Annotated in this window: 25 protein-coding genes; 16 read left to right on the top strand and 9 right to left on the bottom strand. The window is 76.7% G+C overall.

Annotated features, from left to right (window positions below):
• Positions 1–124 precede the first annotated feature (124 nt).
• Positions 125–667 (top strand): DUF488 domain-containing protein, encoded by a 543-nt coding sequence (locus LUW75_RS02240; RefSeq protein WP_250334125.1) that lies wholly within the window; start codon positions 125–127, stop codon positions 665–667.
• A gap of 438 nt (positions 668–1105) precedes the next feature.
• Here LUW75_RS02240 and LUW75_RS02235 read toward each other — a convergent pair whose 3' ends face one another.
• A complete protein-coding gene (locus tag LUW75_RS02235) occupies positions 1106–1963 on the bottom strand; it encodes a class I SAM-dependent methyltransferase (protein ID WP_250334124.1) in 858 nt (285 codons plus the stop codon).
• Between the two features lie 271 nt (positions 1964–2234).
• Here LUW75_RS02235 and LUW75_RS02230 point away from each other — a divergent pair, with 271 nt between their 5' ends.
• Positions 2235–2477, top strand: a complete 243-nt coding sequence (locus tag LUW75_RS02230; RefSeq protein ID WP_250334123.1) for a hypothetical protein — start codon at positions 2235–2237, stop codon at positions 2475–2477.
• 91 nt (positions 2478–2568) lie between these two features.
• Positions 2569–3072, top strand: coding sequence for a hypothetical protein (locus LUW75_RS02225; RefSeq protein ID WP_250334122.1), 504 nt, complete (start codon positions 2569–2571; stop codon positions 3070–3072).
• A 215-nt stretch (positions 3073–3287) separates the two neighbouring features.
• Here LUW75_RS02225 and mmuM read toward each other — a convergent pair whose 3' ends face one another.
• The 3 genes from mmuM to LUW75_RS02210 form a co-directional block, all read right to left on the bottom strand.
• Positions 3288–4214 (bottom strand): homocysteine S-methyltransferase, encoded by a 927-nt coding sequence (gene mmuM, locus LUW75_RS02220; RefSeq protein WP_250334121.1) that lies wholly within the window; start codon positions 4212–4214, stop codon positions 3288–3290.
• 129 nt (positions 4215–4343) lie between these two features.
• A complete protein-coding gene (locus LUW75_RS02215) occupies positions 4344–4775 on the bottom strand; it encodes a hypothetical protein (protein ID WP_462933783.1) in 432 nt (143 codons plus the stop codon).
• 5 nt (positions 4776–4780) lie between these two features.
• Positions 4781–5191 carry an ATP-binding protein gene (locus LUW75_RS02210; protein ID WP_462933782.1) on the bottom strand — a complete coding sequence of 137 codons (411 nt, stop codon included), beginning with the start codon at positions 5189–5191 and terminating at the stop codon, positions 4781–4783.
• 335 nt (positions 5192–5526) lie between these two features.
• On the opposite strand from LUW75_RS02210, the gene LUW75_RS02205 reads away from it, so the two are divergent.
• From LUW75_RS02205 to LUW75_RS02195, 3 genes are all read left to right on the top strand, one after another.
• Positions 5527–6393, top strand: a complete 867-nt coding sequence (locus LUW75_RS02205) for a helix-turn-helix domain-containing protein (RefSeq protein ID WP_250334118.1) — start codon at positions 5527–5529, stop codon at positions 6391–6393.
• Positions 6394–6630: a DUF397 domain-containing protein gene (locus tag LUW75_RS02200; RefSeq protein WP_168440524.1), complete on the top strand. Its 237-nt coding sequence runs from the start codon at positions 6394–6396 to the stop codon at positions 6628–6630. It abuts the gene before it with no gap.
• 110 nt (positions 6631–6740) lie between these two features.
• The gene (locus tag LUW75_RS02195) at positions 6741–7571 is read left to right on the top strand and encodes an SAM-dependent methyltransferase (protein WP_250334117.1); all 831 of its coding nucleotides are present in this window, start codon (positions 6741–6743) and stop codon (positions 7569–7571) included.
• Between the two features lie 194 nt (positions 7572–7765).
• Here LUW75_RS02195 and LUW75_RS02190 read toward each other — a convergent pair whose 3' ends face one another.
• Complete coding sequence (locus LUW75_RS02190) at positions 7766–8158, bottom strand: hypothetical protein (RefSeq protein ID WP_250334116.1); 393 nt, start codon at positions 8156–8158, stop codon at positions 7766–7768.
• 467 nt (positions 8159–8625) lie between these two features.
• Here LUW75_RS02190 and LUW75_RS02185 point away from each other — a divergent pair, with 467 nt between their 5' ends.
• The 3 genes from LUW75_RS02185 (at position 8626) to LUW75_RS02175 (ending at position 13528) form a co-directional block, all read left to right on the top strand.
• Positions 8626–10662: an ATP-binding SpoIIE family protein phosphatase gene (locus tag LUW75_RS02185; RefSeq protein WP_250334115.1), complete on the top strand. Its 2037-nt coding sequence runs from the start codon at positions 8626–8628 to the stop codon at positions 10660–10662.
• A gap of 189 nt (positions 10663–10851) precedes the next feature.
• Positions 10852–12951, top strand: coding sequence for a SpoIIE family protein phosphatase (locus LUW75_RS02180; RefSeq protein WP_250337515.1), 2100 nt, complete (start codon positions 10852–10854; stop codon positions 12949–12951).
• 148 nt (positions 12952–13099) lie between these two features.
• On the top strand, positions 13100–13528 hold the full coding sequence (locus tag LUW75_RS02175) for a YchJ family protein (protein WP_250334114.1): 429 nt from the start codon (positions 13100–13102) through the stop codon (positions 13526–13528).
• 4 nt (positions 13529–13532) lie between these two features.
• Here the strand turns inward: LUW75_RS02175 and LUW75_RS02170 are convergent, their stop codons facing one another.
• Positions 13533–13793, bottom strand: coding sequence for a hypothetical protein (locus tag LUW75_RS02170; protein WP_250334113.1), 261 nt, complete (start codon positions 13791–13793; stop codon positions 13533–13535).
• A gap of 842 nt (positions 13794–14635) precedes the next feature.
• On the opposite strand from LUW75_RS02170, the gene LUW75_RS02165 reads away from it, so the two are divergent.
• Positions 14636–15436 carry a VOC family protein gene (locus LUW75_RS02165; RefSeq protein WP_250334112.1) on the top strand — a complete coding sequence of 267 codons (801 nt, stop codon included), beginning with the start codon at positions 14636–14638 and terminating at the stop codon, positions 15434–15436.
• Positions 15437–15573: 137 nt separating this feature from the next.
• Positions 15574–15873 carry a WhiB family transcriptional regulator gene (locus LUW75_RS02160; RefSeq protein WP_250337514.1) on the top strand — a complete coding sequence of 100 codons (300 nt, stop codon included), beginning with the start codon at positions 15574–15576 and terminating at the stop codon, positions 15871–15873.
• 45 nt (positions 15874–15918) lie between these two features.
• Here LUW75_RS02160 and LUW75_RS02155 read toward each other — a convergent pair whose 3' ends face one another.
• Both LUW75_RS02155 and LUW75_RS02150 read right to left on the bottom strand, forming a co-directional pair.
• Positions 15919–16893 carry an acyl-ACP desaturase gene (locus LUW75_RS02155; protein WP_250334111.1) on the bottom strand — a complete coding sequence of 325 codons (975 nt, stop codon included), beginning with the start codon at positions 16891–16893 and terminating at the stop codon, positions 15919–15921.
• Between the two features lie 106 nt (positions 16894–16999).
• Complete coding sequence (locus LUW75_RS02150; RefSeq protein ID WP_250334110.1) at positions 17000–18619, bottom strand: ABC-F family ATP-binding cassette domain-containing protein; 1620 nt, start codon at positions 18617–18619, stop codon at positions 17000–17002.
• A 475-nt stretch (positions 18620–19094) separates the two neighbouring features.
• Here LUW75_RS02150 and LUW75_RS02145 point away from each other — a divergent pair, with 475 nt between their 5' ends.
• The 3 genes from LUW75_RS02145 to LUW75_RS02135 are packed head-to-tail and all read left to right on the top strand — an operon-like array spanning position 19095 to position 21332.
• On the top strand, positions 19095–20237 hold the full coding sequence (locus LUW75_RS02145; RefSeq protein WP_250334109.1) for a beta propeller repeat protein: 1143 nt from the start codon (positions 19095–19097) through the stop codon (positions 20235–20237).
• Between the two features lie 13 nt (positions 20238–20250).
• Entirely contained in the window at positions 20251–20958 is a 708-nt protein-coding gene (locus tag LUW75_RS02140; RefSeq protein ID WP_250334108.1) for an endonuclease V, read from the top strand.
• A complete protein-coding gene (locus LUW75_RS02135) occupies positions 20955–21332 on the top strand; it encodes a VOC family protein (protein ID WP_250334107.1) in 378 nt (125 codons plus the stop codon). The genes LUW75_RS02140 and LUW75_RS02135 overlap by 4 nt, the downstream gene beginning before the upstream one ends.
• A 19-nt stretch (positions 21333–21351) precedes the next feature.
• Here LUW75_RS02135 and LUW75_RS02130 read toward each other — a convergent pair whose 3' ends face one another.
• A complete protein-coding gene (locus LUW75_RS02130) occupies positions 21352–22545 on the bottom strand; it encodes a saccharopine dehydrogenase family protein (protein ID WP_250334106.1) in 1194 nt (397 codons plus the stop codon).
• Between the two features lie 186 nt (positions 22546–22731).
• Here LUW75_RS02130 and LUW75_RS02125 point away from each other — a divergent pair, with 186 nt between their 5' ends.
• Both LUW75_RS02125 and LUW75_RS02120 read left to right on the top strand, forming a co-directional pair.
• Entirely contained in the window at positions 22732–23994 is a 1263-nt protein-coding gene (locus tag LUW75_RS02125; protein WP_250334105.1) for a CaiB/BaiF CoA transferase family protein, read from the top strand.
• Positions 23991–25205, top strand: coding sequence for an acetyl-CoA C-acetyltransferase (locus tag LUW75_RS02120; protein ID WP_250334104.1), 1215 nt, complete (start codon positions 23991–23993; stop codon positions 25203–25205). Before LUW75_RS02125 ends, LUW75_RS02120 begins: the two co-directional genes overlap by 4 nt.
• Positions 25206–25244: the final 39 nt, after the last annotated feature.

The following is a 25244-nucleotide window of genomic DNA, read 5'->3' as shown; positions in this document are numbered from 1 at the left end:
CGCCTCGGCCGGACCGCCCCGTCGACCCGCGGCCGGACGGGAAGGGGGCCGTCCGGCGCCGCGCCGACCGAAAGCCGCCGCCCCCGGTGTACGGACCCGACCGAACCGACCCCGGGGGATCCCGATGCCCCGACTCGAACTGATCACCTTCGGCCACAGCACCGCGGACCGGGGAACGCTGGCACGGCTCCTCCGGGAAGCCGGCGTCACCTCCGTCGTGGACGTCAGGACGGCCCCCGGAAGCCGCCGTGACCCGGACCTGTCACGGCAGCGGCTGGCCCGGTGGATGCCCGAAGCGGGCGTCGCCTACCGGTGGGAACCGCGCTTGGGCGGCTTCCGCAGACCACCGCCCGACTCGCCCGACACGGTCTGGCGCAACACCTCCTTCCGCGGCTACGCCGCTCACACCCGCAGCCCGGACTTCGTCGCCGCCATGGACGCCCTCGTGCGGCAGGCGGGCCGGGAACGCACCGCGGTGATGTGCAGCGAGGCGGTGTGGTGGCGGTGCCACCGGCGCCTGATCGCCGACGTCGCCGTCCTCGCCCGCGGTGTCCCCGCCCACCACCTGATGCATGACGGGCGCCTCACGGCACACAGTCCGACGCCGGGCGTGCGCCTCCGCGACGACGGCCTCCTCGTGTACGACGATGCCGGTCCGCCCCCGTGACGGGCGACCGGCCGGCCCCGTGCGAACCGCCCGCCCGGCGGGGACGGGCCGCTCACGGGCCGCGCGGACGCACCGCGATGCCGACGGGACCGCCCCGGGCGGTACGCGGTGGGGCCAAGGGCGCCGCCCCGGCCGGGCCCCCGCCTCCCCCGGAAGCGCAGGGCTCGTGCGCCCGCCGGCCCGGGAAGTGCCCGGGGCGGGGACCCCGGCGGCGTGCTCCCCCGCGCCGGGGGAACCGCGGTGAGCCGGCCGGTCGCGGTTACGCCGGACCGGCGGTGACGGTACTCGGCGGTGGGATCCGCGAGCAGGACGGCCGCAGCCCGTCGCCGAACCGGTCCCGGACCTCCGGATCGCGACGGGGCGGCGGCCCGGCGCGGCCACCACGACGGCGTTCCCCCGACGGGCCGGCCGACCGGCCGTGGTACCGGACGGGGGCGGCTAAGGGCCGTCCGTCCGGCGTGCCGCCGTCACCAGGTAGTAGTCGAGGATCCCGTCCCGGTACGAGCGGAGGAAGTTGCGGGGCCAGGACACCTGGAGGTCCAGGCCCTCCAGATAGCGGTCGAGGCCCGGCCAGACGGACGCGCCGATCGACTCCGCCCGTACCTCCGCCAGCCCCGCCGCCGTCAGCGCGCCGGTCAGCGCACCCAGCGGGCGGGCCACGTCCAGACCGGACGCGAAGCTGTCCAGGCGCTCCGCGAGCGCCCGTGCCGCGTCCGGCCGGTCCTCGTCGCCCGGTACGAAGAACGACGCCACCGCCATGCGGCCCCCGGGGCGCAGGACGCGGGCGCACTCGCGCGCGAACGCGTCCAGGTCCCGGAAGTGCTGGGCGGCCTCCACCGAGTACACGTGGTCGAACTCGCCGTCCCCGGGCGGCATCAGCTCGGCGGCGCCGCGCACCAGGCGCAGCCGCTCGGGAGCCGCGGCCAGCAGGGCGGCGTTGGCCCGGCGGGCGCGGTCCAGCTGGTCGGGGTGGATGTCCATCCCGGTGACCGACGCGTACGCGTACTCCTCCAGGGCGAGCGCGCAGCCGACGCCCAGGCCGCACCCGACCTCCAGCGCCCGCCGCCCCTCGCCGCCGCCCAGCGCGTCCAGCACCCGCCGGTACAGCTGGCGCTCGCTGCGCTCGCGGTCCTCCACCGCGAGGGGGCCGTCCAGGGGGATCCCGTCCCAGAGGCCGAAGTTGATGAAACCGCCCCGGAACACGGGTACGGAGCTGAGGTCGTCCGGTCCGTACACCGCGCGCACAGCCGGCGGGACGGGCCCGTACCGGGCCTCCGCCGCGTCGTCACCGTCCATGCGCGTACCGTACCCGCCGCGGCGTCGCGCGTCCCGGCCGGCGGGCGGCGCGCCGCGGCGGCTCCGGGCGCACGGGAACCGGCTCCTCCGGCCCCAACCGGCCGACCGGCCCCGGTGGCGGCCGTCCGTACGGGACGGCCGGCGTGGGCGGGGCGCCGCGGTACACGGAGCGGCCGGGGCGGCGGCGCGGCGATCGGCCCCCGCAGGTGGTAGACCGCATGTGTCCGGCCCCGCCCCCGAGCCGTTCCGGCAGCGAAGGAGACACGAAGCGATGAACGACGACCTTCCCGAAGACGCCCCGCGCCCCGCGCCGATCGTCGTCCTCGGCGTCGTGCCGGCCGATCCCCCGTACCGGGTGGTGGAGATCGGGGGCGAGGTCGCCGGAACCGCCCACGACGTCGTCGACGTGATCGGGATCCTCCACGGGGCGGGGATGTCCCACGTCGACCTCGACGACCCGGCCGTCGTCCGCTGGGTCGGCGGCGGTAAGCACCACTGGGCGCCGCGGATTTGACGCTCCTCCCCGAGCTCCTGTCAGAGACCCCCGCTACAGTGCCCGTGCGCATGCGTGTTCGAGATCCGCATGGCGGAGCGTAGGGAGGGTCATGCACACACGACTCGGGGACGTCGCCGGGGAGTTAGCGGTGCTCCTGTGGCGGGAGCACACGCTGTACCGGGAGCGTTCGGGCGGCGTCGTCATCCGGGGCGAGCACGTACGGCGGTGGATCAGCCTCTCGCCCCGAGGCACCCGCGACGACGTGCTCCTGCGGGCGGGCCGCATCCTCGACGGCGGGACCACCGCCCCCGCCCGCTCCGAGGCGGTCGTGAGCCTCTCCGCCGGCCGGAACGAGCTGGCCGCCGTCTGCCGCCGCCTGCTCGCCGAGGCCAGCGCCGACGCGGAGCCGCCGAAGGCGGCGCGGGCCGCACCCCGGCGGACGGGCGGCCGGGCCGGGCGGCGCAGCGGCGGGGCGGCCGCGGCCCGCACCCGCGGGTCCCGCGCGGGCGGAGGGCGTTCCCGTCACACGGGTCCTACGTCCTGGGCGGTTCTCCTCGGCGTGCTGGCCCTCGTCGGCGTCTACGCCTACAGCGTCTCCGCCGCCTACCGCTGACCGGACCGGTGCGGAGCGGGCCCCGGGCGGTGGTGCCGCGCCCCGACGGGCCGCCGGCTCCGCCGGCGGGCCGCCCCGGTCCGTGCGGTCCCCCCGGCGCGTGCGGGTGACCGCCTCGGCTCGTGCGACGGCCTCAACGCTGCCGGTCCGTTCGGTCCGCCCGGTGTCCCCGGTGTCCCCGGCGTACGGCCCCGGCCGGCCCGGCGCCCCGGCCGCTACCGCCGCAGCCGCTGCGCCACGGCGGTGACGGCGTCCGGGCCCACCCGGCAGCAGCCGCCGATCAGCCGGGCCCCGGCCCGCCGCCACTCCTCCGCCCGGTCGGCGGAGAAGGTGGGCCGGCCGCGCCAGCCGCGCGCCGCCGCGTCCCACCGCTCCCCGCTGTTCGGGTACACCACCACCGGCTTGCCGCTCACCCGCGCCGCGACCTCCACCGCCCGTCGCGCGTCCTCGGGCGCGCAGCAGTTCACCCCGACCGCGACGACCTCGTCCGCGTCGGCCGCGAGCCCGAACGCCTCCTCCAGCGACCCGCCCGCCCGCGTCCGCTCCCCGTCGACGGTGTACGACAGCCAGGCCGGGACGCCCAGCCCGCGCACCGCGCGCAACAGGGCGCGGGCCTCCTCGGCGTCCGGCACGGTCTCCAGCGCCAGGACGTTGGGCCCGGCCGCGGCCAGGGCCTCCAGGCGGGGGCGGTGGAACGCCTCCAGCGCGGCGGCCTCCACCCCGTACCGGCCCCGGTACTCCGACCCGTCGGCGAGCATCGCCCCGTACGGGCCGACGGACGCGGCCGCCCAGAGCGGTCGGGTGACGCCGGCCGCACGGGCCCGTCCGGCCGCCTCGCGGACCAGGTCCACGCCGAGTGCGAGCAGTTCGGCGGCGCGGTCGCGGCCGATGCCCCGGCGCGCGAACCCCTCGAAGGTGGCCTGGTAGCCGGCGGTCGTCACCACGTCGGCGCCCGCTTCGTAGTACGCGAGGTGCGCCGCGACGAGCGCCTCGGGCTCCTCGGCGAGCAGCCGTGCCGACCACAGGTCGTCGCCGAGGTCGTACCCGGCGGACTCCAGCTGGTTGGAGAGCCCCCCGTCGAGGACGACGGCGGCGGTGGGCGAGGCGAGGACGTCGGCGAGCGGGGGAGCGGCGGTCGTCATGGGGCGAACGTAGCGGAGCCCGTGCCTCCCGTCCCGCCGGGCCCGCGCCGCGCCCCGGGCCGGCGGGACGCCCGGTGGCCGCGTACCGCCCGGTGCCGGGGGCGCCCGTCCCGGGCCGGCGGACTCCGGTCAGATCCGGGAGCCGACGCCCGGCAGCGTCCAGGCCGGCGCCGTTCCGGTGAGCTGGCAGACCATTAGGTACAGCGGGATCGGCGGGGTGTACGGGGAGGCGCTGCCCGGCCGCCGCACCAGGCGCGGGTGCCGGTCGGGGACGTAGCCGCCGGGCGCGTAGCAGGCGGGCAGCGGCCAGCGCAGGTCCGCGTCGGAGCCGGCCGGGACGAGCCACCACCACCAGTCGGAGTCGGCGAACACGCAGCCGTCCCCCGGCAGCCGGCTCAGCAGCCGCAGCCCGTGCCGCGCGGGCACGCCCACCGCGTCGCAGCCCAGGGTGGCCGACAGGTGCGGCGGCGGGACCAGCCGTACCTCGCCGAGCGGCTCCCCCCGCGGCGCGCCGCCTCCCCGGCGACCGTGCGGACCGCGCAGGGACAACGGGGTGACCATCGATCTCAGCACGGCGCCGCCGCACCGTGGACCAGCTCCGCCCAGACGACGCGCCCCGCCCCGTGCCGGGCGTCGTGGGTGCCCCACGCGCTGCACATCGCGTCGACGAGGAGCAGTCCCCGGCCGCACTCCTCCCGTTCGGCCGGGCGCGGCCGCGGGCCGGTCACCCGCCACCCCTCGTCGTGGACGGCGATCCGCACGTGCTCGCCCCGGTCCCGCAGCTCGCAGACGACGCGTCCGCCCGCGGTGTGCACCACGGCGTTGGTGAACAACTCGGAGACGACCAGCTCGGCCGTGTCGCACACCTCTCCGACGATCTCCCACCGGGCCAGCCGCTCCACGACGAGCCGGCGCGCCCTGGCCACCGACTCGGCGCGCGCGGGCAGTTCGAAGGAGAAGCGGCGGACGTCGGGCATGCGCGGTGGGGCCGTGTGCGCGCACGGGCCCGGGACGCGGGGCAGGCCGTGGGAGTGCGAGGCGGGGGCCACCGGTCGAGCGGCCATAAGCTGGTGGGCGAGCGCGTTGCCAGGTGACACGACCGATTCCTCACATGGGAGCGACGCCGTACGCCACATCTCCCCGGGGCAGAGCGCGCGGCAGCCGCGTGAACTGGTTCACCGACTGGTTCACCGGAATACTTTCCTCCCGTCACGGACACTTGGCAAGCGGCACTCTGAAAATTTCAGAGTGTTGTATTCGCTCTGCCGGGCGCATGGCACACTCAACGAAAAAGCGCGTGGGGAGGTCAGAAGTGAGCGAGCCGCGGTCCGCCCCCACCGTGGGGCAGGTCGTTCTGGGCAAGCGTCTCCAGGAGTTGCGGGAGAAAGCGGGCCTGAGGCGGGAGGACGCGGCCAGGGTCCTGCACGTGGCCCCGGCCACGGTCCGCCGCATGGAGACGGCTGAGGTCGCGCTGAAGATCCCCTACGTCCAGCTCCTCCTGCAGGCGTACGGCGTCGACCGGAACGAGGCGGAGGGCTTCGTACGGCTCGCCGAGGAGGCCAACAGACCCGGCTGGTGGCAGCGGTTCCACGACGTGCTGCCCGGCTGGTTCAGCATGTACGTCAGCCTGGAGGGCGCCGCCAGCCGCATCCGGGCCTACGAACCGCACTTCGTCCCCGGCCTGCTCCAGACCGAGGACTACGCCCGGACCGTCCTGCGCGCCGGCGCCGTCGGCCGGGTCGGCGCCGAGGAGATCGAACGTCGCGTCGCGCTGCGGATGGAGCGGCAGACCCTGCTGACCAGACCCGACCCGCCGACGTTCTGGGTGATCATGGACGAGACGGTGCTGCGCCGCCGTCCGCCCGGCAGCGCGCCCGGCCTGATGCGCGCCCAGCTCGACCGGTTGATCGAGGCGACGGAGCTGTCCCACGTCACCCTGCAGGTGGCGGAGTTCGCGACGGGCCACCACCCCGGCGCGTACGGCCCCTTCGTCCTCTTCCGGTTCGCCGTGCCGGAACTCCCGGACATGGTCTACAGCGAGTACCTGACCGGCGCGGTCTACCTCGACGCGCGCCCCGAGGTGGCCTCCCACCTCGAGGTCATGGACCGCATGGCGGCGCAGGCCGCCCCCGTACATCGCACGAGGGAAATCCTCCGGGCTTTCCGCAAGGAGCTGTGAATGGTTCGCATATACAACGGCATGCCCGCCGCCGACCTCGGCGCCGAGGGGTGGCACAAGCCGTGGAGCGGCGGCAACGGCGGCAACTGCGTCGAGGCCATGAAGCTGGCCGACGGCAGGGTCGCGGTGCGCCAGTCCGCCGACCCCGACGGCCCCGCCCTCATCTACACCCCCGGTGAGATCGCCGCGTTCATCCGGGGTGCCAAGTCCGGGCAGGCCGACTTCCTGCTCACCTGACCCGGCGTCATAAAGTGTCGCCTGCGGGGGCGTCGGCCGGACGGCCGGCGCCCCCGCGCCGCACCCCCCGACCGCCGGGCACGCCCCGGCCCCCACCCCTGGAGCATCCGATGACCGGGAACGGCACCGCCGCCGAGGACGCGATCACCGCGGGCGTGTACATCGACACCAGCAGGCCGCACCCCGCGCGGGTGTACGACTGGTTCCTCGGCGGCAAGGACAACTACCCGGTCGACGAGGAGATGGCCCACCAGCTCCTCACCGTCTACGCGCGCGGCCGCGACATAGCCCGCGTCAACCGCGCGTTCATGCACCGCGCGATCCGCCGGCTCGGCGAGGCCGGTGTCCGCCAGTACCTGGACATCGGCACCGGCATCCCCACCGAGCCCAACCTCCACCAGGTGGCCCAGCGGGTCGCCCCCGAGTCGCGGATCGTCTACTGCGACAACGACCCGATCGTCCTCGCCCACGCCGAGGCGCTGCTGCGCTCCGTCCCGGAGGGCGCCACCGCGTACATCCAGGCGGACGCCCGCGACCCGCAGGCCATCCTGGAGCGCGCCGGGGAGGTGCTCGACTTCACCCGGCCCGTCGCGCTGTCCCTGCTCGCGCTGCTCCACTTCGTCGACGACGAGGACGGCGCGTACGAGCTGGTGTCCCGGCTCGTCGAACGGCTGGCGCCGGGGAGCTACCTCGTCCTGTCGCACATCACCAGCGATTTCGACCCGGAGAGCGCGGCGAAGGCGCGCGCCGTGTACCGGGGGAGCGGGCTCACGCTGAGGCCGCGCACCCGCGAGGAGCTCACCCGCTTCTTCGACGGCCTGGAACCGGTCGAGCCGGGAGTGACGCCGGCCGCCGACTGGCACCCGGAGCCGGGCGATCCCGCCCCGGCCGCCGGCGACGACCCCATCCCCGTGTACGCCGGAGTCGCCCGCAAGCCGTGACGGCCCGCCCGCGCACGGCACCGGACGGACCGCGGTGACGGCGGGGACCGGGGCGCCACCCCTCCCCGCCGGCCCCTCCCGCGCACCGGCGGCCGGCACGGGGCGCGCCCACCTGTCTCCCGCGGGGTACCGCGCTCCCGGCGGCGATGGCGTCCGGGGCGGCTCCCGAACGGGCGGATGTCCTGTTCGCCCGATTATCCTGGCGGGGTGGATTCCTCCCCGACGTCCGCGAGGGCCGGTCCCGGCAGGGGACGGCCCCGGGACGGGGTGCGCGCGGAGATACGGGCCTCCTGGGAGCGGTCGCACTCGCTCGGCATCGACGTCGAGGGTGTGGCGCTGCCGGTCGAGAACGACCTGGATCCCGACTCGCGGCTGATCAGGGCCGCCACGCCGGTACTGGAGCGGCTGTGCGCGCGGTTCTCCGGACTGCCAGTCACCGTGACGCTGGCGGACTCCCGCGCCAACATCGTCGACCGGCGTGGCGACCCGGTCGGGCTCGACCTGATGGACGCGGCGTCGCTGGTGCGGGGCGCCAACGTCGACGAGCGGTTCATGGGGACCAGCAGCGTCAGCATGGTCCTCAGCACCCGAGCCCCCTTCGTGGTCGTCGGGCACGAGCACTTCCTGCACAACCTCAAGGCGCTGACCTGCATGGCGGTGCCCGTGCGCGATCCCGTCGGCGGCACCGTGCAGGGGGTGGTCAACATCTCCGTCCCCGAGGGACTGGCGAAGCCGAGAATGGCCCTGACGCTCCAGAAGGCCACCGACCTCGTCGGGGAACGGCTGCTGGAGCTGAGCACGGCCCGGGAACGGGCACTGGTGGCCTCCCTCCGGGAGGCCGGGGGCCGCGGCGAGCACAGCACCGGCCTCCTCCACGTCGGCGCGGGTGAACCGGCCGGGTGCGGCGGGACCGCTCCCTTGCTGGACCGGCGGGGGCGATCCGCGCTGCTGGACGCCGCCGTCGACCTGATCGGCTCGAACGAGCAGTCGTCCGCCGAGATCGTCCTGGCGGACGGCCGCGTCGCCGAGCTGCGCCGCAGGCTGCTCCGCCACGGTGACGCGGAGGGCGCCGCCGTCGAGGTCACCTTCCGCGAACCCCGCCCCACGGCGCGCGGCGGGCTCGTCGTACCGGGCGGGACGGCACCGGGACCGGCGGCCCCGCCCGGCGCCCCCCGCCGCCGGAGGCACCGCGGCGGCCCCCGCCGAGCGGGAGGCGCCGCCCGGACGCGGGGAGACCGGCAGCCCTTCCACCGGACGCGGCGGGGACGGGACCGACGCGTGGCTGCTGCTCGTCGGCGAGCAGGGCGTCGGCCGCCTGGCCGCCGAGGCGCGGGGCCGGCTCTCGCTCCTGAACGAGGCGGGCGTCCGCGTCGGCACCACCCTGGACATGCGGCACACCGCCGCGGAACTGGCCGAGATCGCCGTACCGCGCTTCGCCGACCTCGCCGTGGTGGAACTGGTCGAGAACGTCGTGTCGGGCGGGGAACCGCCGCCCGGCCCGCCCGGCGCCGACACGACCCTGCGCCGCGCCGCCCTCCGCGCCGGCACCCCGGTCGACGGGACCGGCGCCCTGCCCGACCCCGGCCCGGTCCGGTACCCGGCCGGCACCCCGCAGGCCCGGTGCCTGCACACGGGGCGGCCGGTGGCCGACTCCGTGCCGGCGGCGGCCGCCACCGCGCCCGCCGTCGCCGCCGCCCACCCGGTCGCCCTGCTGGGGGAGGGCGTCCACGCCTACGTCGCCGCCCCGCTGTGCGCCGGGGGCCGCGTCCTCGGACTGGCCGGCTTCTACCGCCGCGGCGAGGACCGCCCGTACGAGGAGGACGACCTGACGCTCGCCGGCGAACTCGCGGCCCGCGCCGCGATCGGCGTGGACAACGCCCGCCGCTTCAGCCGGGAGCACGACGCGTCCCTCACGCTCCAGCGCAGCCTGCTGCCGCACACCCTGCCCCGGATCACCGCGGCCGACCTCGCCTCCCGCTACCTGCCGGCCGACGGGTGCACCGGAGCGAGCGCGGAGGTGGGCGGCGACTGGTTCGACGCCATCTTGCTGCCCGGGACGCGCGTCGCCCTGGTCGTCGGCGACGTCGCCGGCCACGGGCTGCAGGCGGCCGCCACCATGGGCCGGCTGCGTACGGCGGTGCGCACCCTCGCCGCACTCGACCTGCCGCCCGAGGAGGTGCTGGCCCACCTGGACGAGCTGGTCGGACGCCCCTCGGGCGACCCGGCCGAGGAGCCCGACCCGGCCACCGCCACCACCTGCCTGTACGCGGTGTACGACCCGGTCGCCCGCCGCTGCACCGCCGCCCGGGCCGGCCACCCGCCGCCGGCCGTGGCACCGCCCGGAGGCGGGGCGCGGCTGCTCGACCTGCCGGCCGGGCCGCCGCTGGGCCTGGGCGGGTTGCAACCGTACGAGTCCACCACCGTCGACCTCGCCCCCGGCAGCCTGCTGGCGCTGTACACCGACGGGCTGCTCAAGGAGGGCCTCGGCTACGGCGACACCGAGGCGTCGACCGGCCGGCTGCTGTCCGCGCTGGACGGCCCCGCCACGGCGCGCGACCCGGAGCAGGTCTGCGACCGGGTCACGGAGACGGTCCTGCCCGGTGGCCCGCGCGACGACGTGGCGCTGCTCGTGGCCCGGGTACGCGCCCTGCCCGCCGACCGGGTGGCGGCCTGGGAGCTGCCCGCCGACCCGTCCGTCGTCGCCGACGCCCGGGCGCTGGCGCGACGGAAGCTCACCGAGTGGGGCCTGGCGCACATGGAGTTCGCCACCGGCCTGGTGGTCAGCGAACTGGTGACCAACGCCGTGCGGTACGGGGGCGGAGGCCCTGTGTCGCTGCGCCTCCTCCGCGATGAGACGCTGATCTGCGAGGTGTCCGACCACAGCAACTCCTCGCCGCGCATCCGGCGCGCGGCCGCGACGGAGGAGGGCGGGCGCGGCCTGTTCCTCGTCGCCCGGTTCGCCAGGCGGTGGGGCGCCCGGTTCATGCCGCAGGGCAAGACGGTGTGGGCCGAGCAGGTACCGCACACGGACCGGCGGTCCCCGGAGGCGGACGGACATGCACTGCTGGCGATCTTCGACGACCTGGTGTGAGCCCCGGCGGGCCGTCGGCGTGCGCCCGCCGCCGGTGCGGCGCGGAGTCCGGGCGGGGGCGGTGGGGGCCGCGGGACCCCGCCGACGGCCGCCGGACGGGCCGGTCCCGCGGGGAGCGGGGGGCCGGCGGTGAGCGGCGCCGGCGTGCCGCCGCGCTCCGGTGGCCTCGACGCGGCGCTCGCCGAGACGATGCGCCGCACCGGAGCCTCCCTCGGAGCCTTCTACCTGCTGGTCCCCGAGGAGGACCTGCTGCAGCTCGTGGTGGTCGGCGGGGTCCCCGCCGAGCTGGCGGCACCGTGGACGCGGGTCCCCCTCGCCTCCCCGGCGCCGATCTCCGACGCCGTGCGGGAGGACCGGATGGTCTGGGTCGGCGACCAGACGCAGATGGCGCGCAGCTACCCGCGCTCGGCCGTGGCCCTGCCGTACCCGCTGTCGCTGGCGGCCGTCCCGGTGAACGGGGAGCGGCGCCGGGGGGCCCTGCTGCTGATGTGGCCCGGCGGCCGCCCGTCCCGTACGACCCGGCGCGAACGCTCCCACATCGCCTCCAGCGGCCGGCGGCTGGCGCGCCTGCTGGACGAGGCGGCGGACGCCGGCCGGCCGGTGACCGCCCCCGACGTGCCGCGCGTCCTGGGCCGCGAGGAGGTCCGGCGCCCCACCGGGCCGCCGCCGGCCATGGCGGCCGCGGACTTCGTCGAGCGGCTGCCCGAGGGGTGCTGCGCCCTGGACCTGCAGGGCCGCATCGCCTACATCAGCGCCAGGGGCGCCGCCCTGCTCGGCGGCGACCCGCAGGCCCTGCTGGGCACGCTCCCGTGGCAGGCCCTGCCGTGGCTGGACGACCCGGTGTACGAGGACCGGTACCGTGCCGCCGTCATCAGCCGCCGGCCCGTGTCCTACACCGCCTGCCGCCCGCCCGACCACTGGCTGGACTTCCGGCTCTACCCCGACGCCAGCGGCGTCAGCGTCCGGATCACGCCCGCCGGACGGCGGCACGACGCCCACGGCGTCCCGGTGGCGGACCCGGAGCCGGACCGGCAGGCGCCCACCGCCGCACCGGCGCGGGTGGGGCGGCTGTACCAGCTCCTGCACCTGGCGGCCGCCCTCACCGAGACGGTGGGGGTGCAGGACGTGGTGGACCTGGTCGCCGACCAGATCATGCCCGCCTTCGGCGCCCAGGGGCTGGTGCTGTCCAGCGTCGAGTCCGGGCGGCTGCGGATCACCGGCTCGCGCGGCTACCCGCGGCAGGCCGTCGAACAACTCGACGGCCTGCCGGTGGACACCGGCTTCACCCCCGCCGGGCAGGCGCTCTCCACCGGGGTGCCGTCCTTCTTCGGCCACCCCGACGAGATGGCGCGGATCTACCCGGAGGCGTCCTGGGTGAGCGGCAAGCAGGCGTGGGCGTTCCTGCCCATGGTCGCCTCGGGCCGGCCGGTCGGCGTCTGCGTGCTCACCTACGACCGCCCGCACGCCTTCTCCGCCGAGGAGCGGGCCGTGCTCACCTCGCTGGCGGGCCTCATCGCGCAGGCCCTGGACCGGGCGCGGCTGTACGACGCCAAGCACCAGCTCGCGCACGGCCTGCAGGAGGCACTGCTGCCGCACATGCTGCCGACCGCTCCCGGGCTGGGCGTCGCGGCCCGCTACCTGCCGGCCACGCTCGGCATGGACATCGGCGGCGACTTCTACGACCTGCTGCGCATCGACGCCACGACGGTCGCCGCGGTCATCGGCGACGTCCAGGGCCACAACGTGGCCGCCGCCGCCCTGATGGGGCAGGTCCGCACCGCCGTCCACACCCACGCCACGGCGGGCGTGGCGCCCGAGGAGGTCCTGGCGCGCACCAACCGGCTGCTGCTGGACCTGGATCCGGGCCTCTTCACCACCTGCCTGTACGCCCGGATCGACCTGGAGCGGAGACGTGTGCGGATGGTCAACGCAGGCCACCCGCCGCCGCTGCTGCGCTGCCCCGACGGCCGCGCCCGGCGCCTGGACGTGCCCCCGGGGCCGGTGCTCGGGGTCGTCCCGGACGCCGCGTACCCGGTGACCGAGCTCGACCTGGCCCCCGGCGCCGTGCTGGTCCTCTACACCGACGGGCTCGTCGAGACGGCCGGCGGGGACATCGAGCGGGCCGTCGACCGCCTGGCCGAGCACCTCGCCGTGTGGGGCGCCGAGGAACCGGACCGGTTGCTCGAACTGCTGCTCGGCCACGCGGGTCCGGCCGACCGGCGCACCGACGACATCGCGCTGCTCCTGGTCCGGCTCGAAACGGCCGCCGCACCGGCCGGCCCGCCCTGACCCGCCGCACGGCCGCCCCACCGCGCGCCCCGGCAGCGGCGCCCCGGCCCGCCGGGCCGCGCACCGTCCGCGCCCGGCACCGGGAACACCGGCCGGGCCGGCGGGAACCGGCGCCGCCCGCCTGGGCGGCGCCCGGCACAATGGCCCCATGCCGCGACGCAGACCCCGCCCCGAGCCCCCCGCCCCCGCGGTCCGGCCGGAGGAGCCGTGCCCCTGCGGGCTGCCCGCCCCGTACGCGGAGTGCTGCGGGCGCTTCCACGCGGGCGGCGCGACGGCCCCGACCGCGGAGCGGCTGATGCGGTCCCGCTACAGCGCCTTCGTGACGCGTGACGAGCCGTACCTGCTGCGCACCTGGTCACCCGCCACGCGACCGCGCACCGTCGACTTCGATCCGGACCTGCGCTGGACCGGCCTGGAGATCCTGGACACCACCGACGGCACCCTGTTCCACACCACCGGCACGGTCGTCTTCGCCGCCCGCTACGCCCACCGCGGAGAGCCGGGCGCCCTGCGCGAGCGCAGCCGCTTCGAGAAGACGGACGGCCGGTGGCTGTACGTGGACGGCGCCTTCGACTGACCCGTCAGCGGATGCCGCCGCCGGGGCGGAGCACCAGCCCCGGGTTGTAGGCGGCGAGCACCTTGTTCGCCCGGGCCAGCGCCGCCAGCGCGTGCTCCCGGTCGGCCTGGTCCTCCTGGCACATCGGGCTGCGGAAGCGGCGCACCTCGCGGGCCGCGCACTCGGCGTCGATCTCCGCCTGCAGGACGCCCGTCGGCATGCACGACCCGATCAGGGCGGCGACGTGGTCGGGGATCGGGACGGGGATGAGGCGCGACACGGTCACGAAGGGTCCTTTACTGCAGTCCTGCTCGCGGCAGGCGCCGGGTGCGGGTGTACCCACCCATGGTGACGGCTCGCGGGCACCGGTTCTCACACGGGTCTGTATCCGTCCTGCAACCGTTTCGGTGTTTCCCTTCCGCACGGGGGCACCCGGGCGGGCCGGAGGTGATCGCACGCTCGAGCCCGGCAGCAAGAAGTACGACATCCACCGCGCCCGGCTCCGCAAGGAGGCCGAGGACCGGGGTGTGTCCGACCGGGAGGCGAACGACGAGGCCGACGCGGTGCTGCAGAGGTCGCCCGAGTGGCGCTCCCGCGGCCCCCGCACCGAGCGCGGCCGCGGCCCCGAGGGCGAGCGCCGGGGGAGTGACCCCCGGGCGGCGCGGCGGGCGGGTCCCGCCCGCCGCCGCGCCGCCGCCCGGCCGCGGGCCCCGCCCCGCCGGCCGGGCGGACACCGCCGGGCGGGACGGCCGCGGGCCGCGGCGCCCCGGCCGGGCGGCGGCGGTCCGATCACCGTCGGCGGAACGGCCGCCGCGCCGCTCTCCCACCTGCTCCGACGCCGCGGGCGGCGGGCCGGGGACGCGGTGCCCCGCCCGGCCCCGTCCGATGTGCGCGCCGCGAGCGCCCCGCCTAGCGTGGCCCCGTGGGAGAAGCGGCGAACCGGGGCCGGAGGGCGGCCCGTGCGCCCGTCCCGTTCCGGCGGCGTGCTCCCCGGAGCGCGGACCCGCGGGACCGGAGGCCTCCGCGACCGGGAACGGGGCCGCGGTCCGGCGACCGCCGGACCGCCCCGAGCCGCCCGGAGAACCCGAGGGGCGCGGCCGAGCCGTGCCGAGAAGGAGTGACACGCCGATGCTCACCACCCGCTTCGTCACCGGGTCCCCGATCTGGGTCGACCTCGGCACGCCCGACCTCGACGGGGCGAGGGAGTTCTACCGGGCGCTGTTCGGCTGGGAGTTCGCCCCGGCGGGTCCCGGGGCCGGCGGCTACGGGATGTTCACCCGGCGGGGCGGGACCGTCGCGGGCGGCATGACCATTCCGCCGGAGCAGGGCGGATCGGCCTGGACGCTGTACTTCCGCAGCCCGGACGCCGAGGCCGCCGCGACCGCCGTGCGCGCGGGCGGCGGCAGTGTCACCGTCGATCCGGTGGACGTCCTCGACCTCGGCCGCATGGCCCTGTTCCGCGACCCCACCGGCGCGGACTTCGGCGTCTGGCAGCCCGGCGCCAACCGGGGCCTCGACGTGGTCGGCGAGTCCGGCACGCTGTGCTGGACGGAGCTGTACACCCCCGACCCGGTGGCCGACCTGTCCTTCTACGACATGGTCTTCGGCATGGAGGCCCACACCGCCGCCGGGCCGGCGGGCGGCGCGTACACGCTGCTCCGGCCGTCCGGCACCGGCCAGGAACCGCCCGGCGACGCGTTCGGAGCCGTCGTCCCGCTTGCCGGCGACCCCTCCGAGGCGGCCGGCGGCCCCTCGTGGACGCCGTACTTCCGGGTCGACGACCTCGACGCGGTCGTCGCCGAGGCCGAACGGAGCGGCGGCAAGGTCCGCCGGGGCCCCTCCGACCTGGCGGACCTCGGTCGCCGCGCCAAGCTCACCGACCCGTACGGCGCCCGTTTCGCGGTGCTGTGCGGCGGCCGCGGAGCGTGACACGCCCGCGCGTGCGGCCCCTTGCCGGACCGCCGGGCGCGGGACCATCCTGGCGGGGAGCGGCCGGCCCGGCGCGGAGCGACTGATCAACGCGCGTTGACCGGATGTTGAGGAGCCGTTTATCGGCCTTGGGCAGCGTGTTCCGCATGCCGACGTACAGCATCGAAGACCGCACCGCCCCCCGCTCCCCCCTCCGCCCCGTCCAGGCCGACGCCCCCTCCTGGCAGGAGACCGCCCTGTGCGCCCAGACGGGGCCGGAGCTGTTCTTCCCGGAACCGGGATCGTCGACCCGGGAGGCGAAGTTCCTCTGCGGGATGTGCGAGATCCGCGAGGCGTGCCTGGAGTACGCGCTCACGCACGACGAGCGCTTCGGCGTGTGGGGCGGGCTCTCGGAGCAGGAGCGGTACGCGCTCAGGCGGCGGGCCGGCCGCCGCTGAGCGCCCCCGTCCGCGGGGCCGCCGGGTCCCGGCCGGCCCCGGCCCTCAGCGTTCGGCGCGGGCCGCCATCCGGGCCTTGCGCGCGGCGAGCCTCTCGTCGAACTTCGCCGCCTCCGCGTCCAGCCCGTTCATGTACAGACCCAGCTCCTCCTGGGCCCGGAGACCCTCCGGGCCGAGCCCGTCGATCTCCAGGACCCTGAGGAACCGCAGCACCGGCTGGAGCACGTCGTCGTGGTGGATGCGCAGGTTGTAGATCTCGCCGATGGCCATCTGGGCCGCCGCCCGCTCGAAGCCGGGCATGCCGTGCCCGGGCATCCGGAAGTCGACCACCACGTCCCTGACCGCCCGCATGGTGAGGTCGGGGGCGAGCTCGAAGGCCGCTCCCAGCAGGTTCCGGTAGAAGACCATGTGCAGGTTCTCGTCCGTCGCGATGCGCGCCAGCATGCGGTCGCACACCGGGTCGCCCGACCGGTGCCCGGTGTTGCGGTGCGAGATCCGCGTCGCCAGCTCCTGGAACGCCACGTACGCCACCGAGTGCAGCGCCGAGTGCCGGTTGTCCGACTCGAAGCCCTCGCTCATGTGGGTCATGCGGAACCGCTCCAGCATGTCCGGGTCCACCGCCCGCGAGGCGAGCAGGTAGTCCCGCATCACGATGCCGTGGCGGCCCTCCTCGGCGGTCCAGCGGTGGACCCACGTGCCCCAGGCGCCGTCCCGGCCGAAGAGGGTGGCGATCTCGTGGTGGTAGCTCGGCAGGTTGTCCTCCGTGAGGAGGTTCACCACCAGGGCGATCCGGCCCACGTCGGACACCTTCGACTGCCGGGGGTCCCAAGGCTCCCCGTCCTCGAAGAGGCCGGGGAAGTTCCGGCCGTCCGACCAGGGGACGTACTCATGCGGCATCCAGTCCTTGGCGGCCTTGAGATGGCGGTTCAGTTCCTTCTCGACCACCTCTTCCAACGCGTGCAGCAGCCGGGCATCGGTCCATTCCGCCGAACTGCCGAGGTGGGGAGAGGCAAGGGTCACGGGTACTCCTGGAAGAACGATCACTACCTACGGGTTCGTAGGTTACGAGACCGTAGGTTAAGTAGCCCGTAAGGCCCCCGCCAAGCCCGCCTGCGGAATTGACCGGTTACGTTGCGCCACGGGGTGAGGTGAGCGCGTCCATGTCCAGTGTGCGTGTGATGCCGATCGCCTCCAGGAACGGCACGTCGTGGCCGGCCACGAGCAGCGCGCCCTCGTACCCCTCCAGTGCCTGGACGAGGCTCCGCACGCTCGCCGCGTCCAGGTTGTTCGTCGGCTCGTCCAGCATCAGCAACTGCGGCGCCGGCTCGGCCAGGAGCAGCGCCGCCAGCGTCGCCCGGAAACGCTCGCCGCCCGACAGCGTCCCGGCCGGCCGGTCGGCCTCCGCGCCCCGGAACAGGAACCGCGCGAGGCGCGCCCGGACGCGGTTGGGCGTGGCGCCGGGCGCGAACCGCGCCACGTTCTCGACGACGGTCAGCCCGTCGTCCAGGACGTCCAGCCGCTGCGGCAGGAAGCGCAACGGGACCCGTGCGGCCGCCTCGCCGGCCCGTGGCTCCACCTCCCCGGCGATCGTCCGCAGCAGCGTCGACTTGCCGGACCCGTTCCGCCCCACCAGGGCGATCCGCTCTGGTCCGCGCACCTCGAACTCCCCGTCGATCCGGGCGCCGTGGCGCAGCTCCAGGTCGCGCAGCAGCAGCACGTCCCGGCCCGGCGGCACGGCCGTGTGCGGCAGCTCGACCCGGATCGCGTCGTCGTCCCGTACGGCCTCCACCGCCTCCTCCAGCCGCTCCCGCGCACGGTCGAGCCGCTCGGCGTGGACGGCCCGGTGTCTGCCGGCCGAGACCTGCGCGGCGCGCTTGAGACCGCCCGCCACGATCGGCGGCACGACCTTGTTCGCGGCCTGCTTCTCCCCGTACCTCCTGCGCTTCGCCAGCCTGGCCTGCGCCTCGGCCAGTTCGCGCCGCTGCCGGCGCACGTCCGACCCGGCGGCGCGGACCGTCCGCTCGGCCGCCTCCTGCTCGGCGGCGACGGCCTCCTCGTACGCGGAGTAGGGCCCCCCGTACCAGGTCAACTCGCCGCCGCGCAGCTCCGCGACGCGGTCGACGCGCTCCAGCAGCTCCCGGTCGTGGCTGGCCACGACGAGGACGCCCGGCCAGGCGTCGACCGCCGCGTACAGGCGGCGCCGGGCGTGCCGGTCGAGGTTGTTGGTCGGTTCGTCGAGCAGCAGGACGGCGGGCCGCGCCAGGAGCAGGGCGGCGAGCCGCAGCAGCACGCACTCACCGCCCGACACCTCCCCGGTGGTGCGGTCCAGGCCGATCCGGTCGAGTCCGAGCCGGTCGAGCGTGGCGCGTGCCCGCTCCTCGACGTCCCAGTCGTCGCCGACGGCCGCGAAGTGCTCCTCGCGCACGTCACCCGACTCGATGGCGTGCAGGGCGGCCCGCGTGCCGGCGACGCCCAGGGCCTCGTCGACCCGCAGCCGGGTGTCCAACGCGGCGTCCTGCGGGAGGTGGCCGACGCCACCGGCGGCGCGGACGGTCCCGGCGGTCGGCGCCAACTCGCCGGCCAGCAGTTTCAGCAGGGTCGACTTGCCCGACCCGTTCCGGCCGACGAGACCGGTGCGGCCGGGGCCGACCGCGAGGTTCAGCCCGTCGAGGACGGGGGTGCCGTCGGGCCAGGCGAAGGCCAGACCGGCGCAGGAGAGGGCGGGGTGGGCGGGCGGAGATGACATGAGCGTCTCCCGGTTGCGTGGGAAGGGCCGAGGGCAACGGGTGAGACACCGGGGAGGCGACCGGGCGGGGCGGCGGCACACCGCACGGGCGACCGCCGGGGAGGCGGTGCGGGAAGGCGGGGACGGGCTCGTACGCCGAGGTCGCACACGGGCGGCACGCACGGCGCGAAGGCGCGGCTGTGCGGCGGCACGGTGTCTCAGGACCTCAGACGAGCAACGTCCTGCTCCGATCGACGACTACAGGGCCGAGAGGAACCCTAGGCGGGAGCCGGTGCGGCGGCAAACGGTTTACCGGCCCCGGCCCGCCGCGGTGGGGCGGGGCCGCCCGACGACGGCGGACACGCCCCGGCCCCGGTGGGACCCCTTTCGCGGAGGAGGACGGAGCGTCCCGCCGCGCCGCGTACGGCCGCCGGTGCGGCCCGCGCCGTCCCGGGCCCCTGGACGGGACGGGGGGCGGGCAGTACGTTCCGGCGCCATGACAGCCATGGGGAAGACGAGACGGCCGGTGTCACTGGCGCTGTGCGGGGCGGTCGTGGCCGCGGCGGCCCTGCTGGCCGGACCGACGGCACAGGCCGGGCAGCGGGTGCGGGCCGGGGCGCCGGACGCGGCCGGGGGAGAGGTCGGCTGGCGGCCGGTCGGCACGGGGAGCACGGCCAGGTTCCGCGGTCTGGCCGCCGTGGACCGCGACGCGGCGTGGGTCGCCGGCTCGGGCGGTACGGTCCTGCGCACCGCCGACGGGGGCCGCACCTGGCGGGACGTGTCCCCGCCGGGCGCGGGGGAGCTGGAGTTCCGGGACGTCGAGGCGTTCGACGGGCGCCGCGCGGTGGTGCTGGCCGTCGGAGAGGGCGAGGCGTCCCGGATCCTGCGCACCGAGGACGGCGGGACCACCTGGACGGAAGGGTTCCGCAACCCCGACCCGCGGGCGTTCTACGACTGCCTCGCCTTCTTCGACCGGCGCCGCGGCCTCGCCGTGAGCGACCCCGTCGACGGACGGTTCCGCATCCTGTCCACGGCGGACGGCGGGCGCACCTGGCGGGTCCTGCCCGACGCCGGCATGCCGCGGGCGCTGCCGGGCGAGGCCGGGTTCGCGGCGAGCGGCCAGTGCCTGGTGACCTCCGGCCCCCGCGACGTGTGGCTGGCGACCGGCGGCGGCGCTGCCGGCCGCGTGCTGCACTCCGCGGACCGGGGTCTGACCTGGACCGTCGCCGACGCGGCGATACCGGCGGGCGACCCCGCGCGCGGGGTGTTCGGGCTCGCCTTCCGGGGCCGCGCGCACGGCGTCGCGGTCGGCGGTGACTACCGGGCCGACCGGCCGTCCCCGCACGCCGCCGCCGTCACCCGGGACGGCGGCCGCGCCTGGCGGCCGGCCGCGGCGCCGCCGCCCGCCTACCGCTCCGGCGTCGCGTGGCTTCCGCACGGCCGCACGGCGGCGCTCGCGGTGGGCCCGACCGGCACGGACCTCACCAGGGACGGCGGCCGCACCTGGCGGACCGTCGACACCGGTTCGTACGACACCGTCGACTGCGCCCCCGACTCCGGCTGCTGGGCCTCCGGGGAGCGGGGGCGCGTGGCGCGGCTCGCCGCGGGCAGGGCTGCCGGCCGCGACGGGGCGCCTTAGGCTGACGGGCACCATGACGATTCTCGAGACACCCGCCGGCTGGCCCGCCGACGAGGCCGGGGCCCTGGCCGTCCAGGACGAACTGCGCGCCCGCGTGGTGCTGGACGAGCCGGGGCCCCCGGTCGGCACGGGCCTGGTGACCGGGGTCGACGTGGCGTACGACGACGAGCGCGACCTCGTCGCCGCGGCCGCCGTCGTGCTGGACGCCCGCACCCTCGACGTGGTCGACGAGGCCACCGCGGTCGGCCGGGTCGCCTTCCCGTACGTGCCGGGGCTCCTCGCCTTCCGCGAACTGCCCGCGGTCCTCGCCGCGCTGGAGGCCCTGACGGCCGGTCCGGGCCTCGTCGTCTGCGACGGCTACGGGCGGGCCCACCCGCGCCGCTTCGGCCTCGCCAGCCACCTCGGCGTGCTCACCGGCCTGCCGGTGTTCGGCGTCGCCAAGAACCCGTTCGCCTTCACCTGCGAGCAGCCGGGCCCCCGCCGCGGCTCCGCCTCCCCGCTCCTGGCCGGGACGGAGGAGGTGGGGCGCGCCCTGCGCACCAGGGACGGCGTCAAACCGGTCTTCGTCTCGGCCGGGCACCGCGTCGCCCTGGACGGCGCCTGCGCCCACACGCTGGCGCTGACCCCCCGCTACCGCCTGCCGGAGACCACCCGGCAGGCGGACGCCCTGTGCCGCCGGGCACTGCGGGAGGCCGCGGTGCGGCAGGGGAGCGGCGTGTGATCGGCCGCCTCCAGTGCGTGGTCCTCGACTGCCCCGACCCGCTGCGCCTCGCCCGTTTCTACGAGGGCGTGCTGGGCGGCGCCGTGAACCGGCCCGACCCCCGCTGGTCCCTCGACGACGACTGGGCCACGCTCCACCTCGACGACGGGCGCGTCCTGGCCTTCCAGCGGGCCGCCGGCCACCGGCCGCCCCGCTGGCCCGACCCGGAGCACCCCCAGCAGTTCCACCTCGACGTCGGCGTGGACGACCTGGCGAGCGCCCGCGCCCGGGTCCTGGCGCTGGGCGCGACGGTGCTGGACGAGGGCGGCCCGGAGCGGAGCTGGACCGTGTGCGCCGACCCGGCCGGCCACCCGTTCTGCCTCGTGCGGGAGTGACCGGCGCGCCCCGACCGCTTCAGCGGGCGTCGGCCACCCGGAACCGGACGCCCGCCGCCCGCAGCCGGCCCAGCAGCGCGTCGCCCATCGCGACGGCCGTCGTCACCTGCCCGGCCGTCGGCGGCAGGCCCTCGTCGAAGGCGAGGCACAGCGCCGACTCGGCGAGCATCTTCGCCGTCTCGTCGTAGCCCGGGTCGCCGCCCGACACCTCCGTGCACACCCGCCGCCCGCCGCCCTCGCCGACGAACCGCACCCGGAACCAGCTGCGCCGCCTGCGCTCCGCGTCCGGCCCGGCGCCCGGCCCGTGGCGTTCCATCAGCCACCGCCGGGCCGGTGGGAGTTGGGCCAGCGCGAAGCCCGCGCCCACGGCCGCCGCGCCGCCCAGCGCCGCCGGCAGGGTGCGCACCGCCGCGTAGTGCCGGTACCGGAAGTCCGGCCCGTACACCGGCAGCGCCGCCGCCGACCGGGCCACGACCCGCGGGTCCAGCGTCGGCAGCGGCAGCGCCCACGCCCCCGTCTCCCGGCTGAACCGCGGCCCGCCCAGCGGTGTCCCGATCCGCCGCCCCACCCGCCGCGGCTCGTGCAGCCGCCGCTCCCGGGCCGCCCGCGCCGTCTGCCCGACCCGCCCCAGGGCGGTGAGCGCGGAGGCGAGGGTGCCGCCCGAGAAGCCGGCGTTCGTCCGGACGAACCCGTCGACCCGCAGCGGCACGTCCCGGGGCAGGTGCCGCACGGTGAAGTACACGCCCAGGTCGTGCGGGACCGAGTCGAAGCCGCAGGCGTGCACCAGCCGCGCCCCCGTCTCCCGCGCCCGCGCGTCGTGGCGCACGTACGTCAGGTCGACGAACTCCGGCTCGCCCGTCAGGTCCACGTAGTCCGTCCCCGCCTCGGCGCAGGCGGCGACGAGCGGTTCGCCGTACCAGACGTACGGGCCGACCGTCGTGGCGACCACCCGCGCCGACTCCGCGAGGTCCCGCAGCGCGTCCGCGTCGCCGGCGTCCGCGGCCAGCAGCGGCAGGCGGGCGCACTCCGGGTGCTCGGCGGCGAGCGCCTCGCGCAGCCGCTCCAGTCTGCCCCGGTCCCGTCCGGCGAGCGCCCAGCGGCAGCCGGCCGGGGCGTGCGCGGCGAGGTACCGGGCGGTGAGCTCCCCGACGAACCCGGTCGCCCCGAAGAGGACCACGTCGAACGCCCGTGCCGTGCCGTCCCGCGTGTCCATGGGGTCCTCCGCCGTTCGCTCCGGTGGGCTGGTCCGAGGAGGCAGAGGCTAGCGCCCCCGCCCCCTCCGCCCCGCCGGGGAAGCCGTCCGCGGTCCCGCGGGGAGGGGTTGTGCACAGGAGGACACGTTCCTAACATCGTCACTGTCACAGTGGAAGTGTCACAGTGGTGTGGCGAGAGGGGCCGGATGGCGGCGACGGAGGACGGCCCGCTCCGCGGGGTGCGCGTGGTCGAGTTGGCGGGCATCGGACCCGGCCCGCACGCGGCGATGCTCCTCGCCGACCTCGGGGCCGACGTCGTGCGCGTCGACCGGCCCGGCGGCCCCGGCCTCGGCATCGACCCCGCGTACGACCTCACCAACCGCAACAAGCGCTCCGTCCTCATCGACCTCAAGACCCGCGGCGGACCCGCGGCCGTCCTCGACCTCGCCGAACGCGCCGACGTCCTCGTCGAGGGCTACCGCCCCGGCGTCGCCGAACGGCTCGGCGTCGGCCCCCGCGCGTGCCTCGCCCGCAACCCGCGGCTCGTCTACGGGCGGATCACCGGCTGGGGCCAGGAGGGCCCGCTCGCCGACCGCGCCGGCCACGACATCACGTACACCGCCGTCACCGGCGCCCTCTCCACGGTCGGCGCGCCCGGCGGACCCCCCGCCGTCCCCGCCAACCTGCTGGGCGACTACGCCGGCGGCTCCCTCTACCTCGTCGTCGGGGTCCTCGCGGCCCTGCACCACGCGCGCGCCGAGGGCGGCACCGGGCAGGTCGTCGACGCCGCGATCACCGACGGCACGGCCCACCTCACCACGATGATCCACGGCATGCTCGCCGCCGGCGCCTGGCAGGACCGGCGCGGCGCCAACCTCCTCGACGGCGGCTGCCCCTTCTACGGCACCTACGAGACCTCCGACGGCGGCCACATGGCCGTCGGCGCGCTGGAGCAGCGGTTCTACGACGGGTTCGCCCGCCTCCTCGGCCTCGACGAGCACACCGCCGCCGCCCGCCGGGAGCCGGCCCGCTGGGAAGAGCTGCGCACCGCCGTCGCCGCCCGGTTCCGCACCCGCACCCGCGCCGAGTGGACCGCCCTGTTCGAGGGCACCGACGCCTGCGTCGCCCCGGTCCTGTCACTGCGCGAGGCCCCCGGCCACCCGCACCTCGCCGCCCGCTCCACGTTCACCCGGCACGGCGGGCTCACCCAGCCCGCGCCCGCGCCCCGCTTCTCCGCGACCCCCGGCTCCGTACGCCGCCCGCCCGCCCGGCCGGGCGCAGACGCCGACGAGGTCGCCCGCGACTGGGGCGTGCCGGGCGTCCGCCCCGCCGGCGGGGGGGCCGGGGTGAGGCGCCGGACGCCGGTGCCGGGTCCGACGCGGTCCGCGTGGCCGCCCGCCGTCCGCCGTCCGCCTGACCCATCATCGACGGTGAGGCGATCCCCGCGACGCGAAAGGCCCGACCCGTGACCACCGAAGCGTACGTGTACGAAGCGATCCGCACCCCCCGCGGGCGCGGCAAGGCCGGCGGCTCCCTGTACGGCACCAAGCCCGTCGACCTCGTCGTCGGCCTGATCCGGGAGCTGCTCGCCCGGCACCCCGGTCTCGACCCGGCGGCCGTCGACGACATCGTCCTCGGCGTCGTCTCGCCCGTCGGCGACCAGGGCTCCGACATCGCCAGGATCGCGGCCATCGCCGCCGGGCTGCCCGACACGGTCGCCGGCGTCCAGGAGAACCGCTTCTGCGCCTCCGGGCTCGAAGCGGTCAACATGGCCGCCGCGAAGATCCGCTCGGGCTGGGAGGACCTCGTGCTCGCCGGCGGCGTCGAGTCGATGTCCCGCGTCCCGATGGGCTCCGACGGCGGCGCCTGGATGGCCGACCCGATGACCAACCTCGCGACCGGGTTCGTCCCGCAGGGCGTCGGCGCCGACCTCATCGCCACCGTGGAGGGCTTCTCCCGGCGCGACGTCGACGAGTACGCGGCGCTCTCCCAGGAGCGTGCCGCCGCCGCCTGGAAGGAGGGCCGCTTCGACCGGTCCGTCGTCCCCGTCAGGGACCGCAGCGGGCTCGTCGTCCTCGACCGGGACGAGCACATGCGCCCCGGCACCACCGCCGACTCCCTCGCCGCGCTCAGGCCGTCCTTCGCCGGCATCGGGGAGGCGGGCGGCTTCGACGCCGTCGCCCTGCAGAAGTACCACTGGGTCGAGAGGATCGACCACGTCCACCACGCCGGCAACTCCTCCGGCCTCGTCGACGGCGCCGCACTCGTCGCCGTCGGCTCCCGCGAGGCCGGCGAGCGCCACGGGCTGGCGCCCCGCGCCCGCGTCGTCTCCGCCGCCGTCTCCGGCTCCGACCCCACCATCATGCTCACCGGACCGGCCCCGGCCAGCCGCAAGGCCCTCGCCAAGGCCGGGCTCACCATCGACGACATCGACCTCGTGGAGATCAACGAGGCGTTCGCCGCGGTCGTCCTGCGCTACGCCCGAGACATGGGCCTGCCCCTCGACAGGATCAACGTCAACGGCGGCGCCATCGCGCTCGGCCACCCGCTCGGCGCCACCGGCGCGATGATCCTCGGCACCCTCGTGGACGAACTGGAGCGCCAGGACAAGCGGTACGGCCTCGCCACCCTCTGCGTCGGCGGCGGCATGGGCATCGCCACCGTCGTCGAGCGCCTCTGACCGCCCGTCCGGACCCCGCAACGGAAGAAGCACCCATGA

The sequence above is a fragment of the Streptomyces sp. MRC013 genome, from assembly GCF_023614235.1.
Lineage (GTDB): Bacteria > Actinomycetota > Actinomycetes > Streptomycetales > Streptomycetaceae > Streptomyces.
The sequence above is the reverse complement of the archived record's forward strand: the minus strand, read 5'-3'. Positions and strand labels throughout refer to the sequence as shown.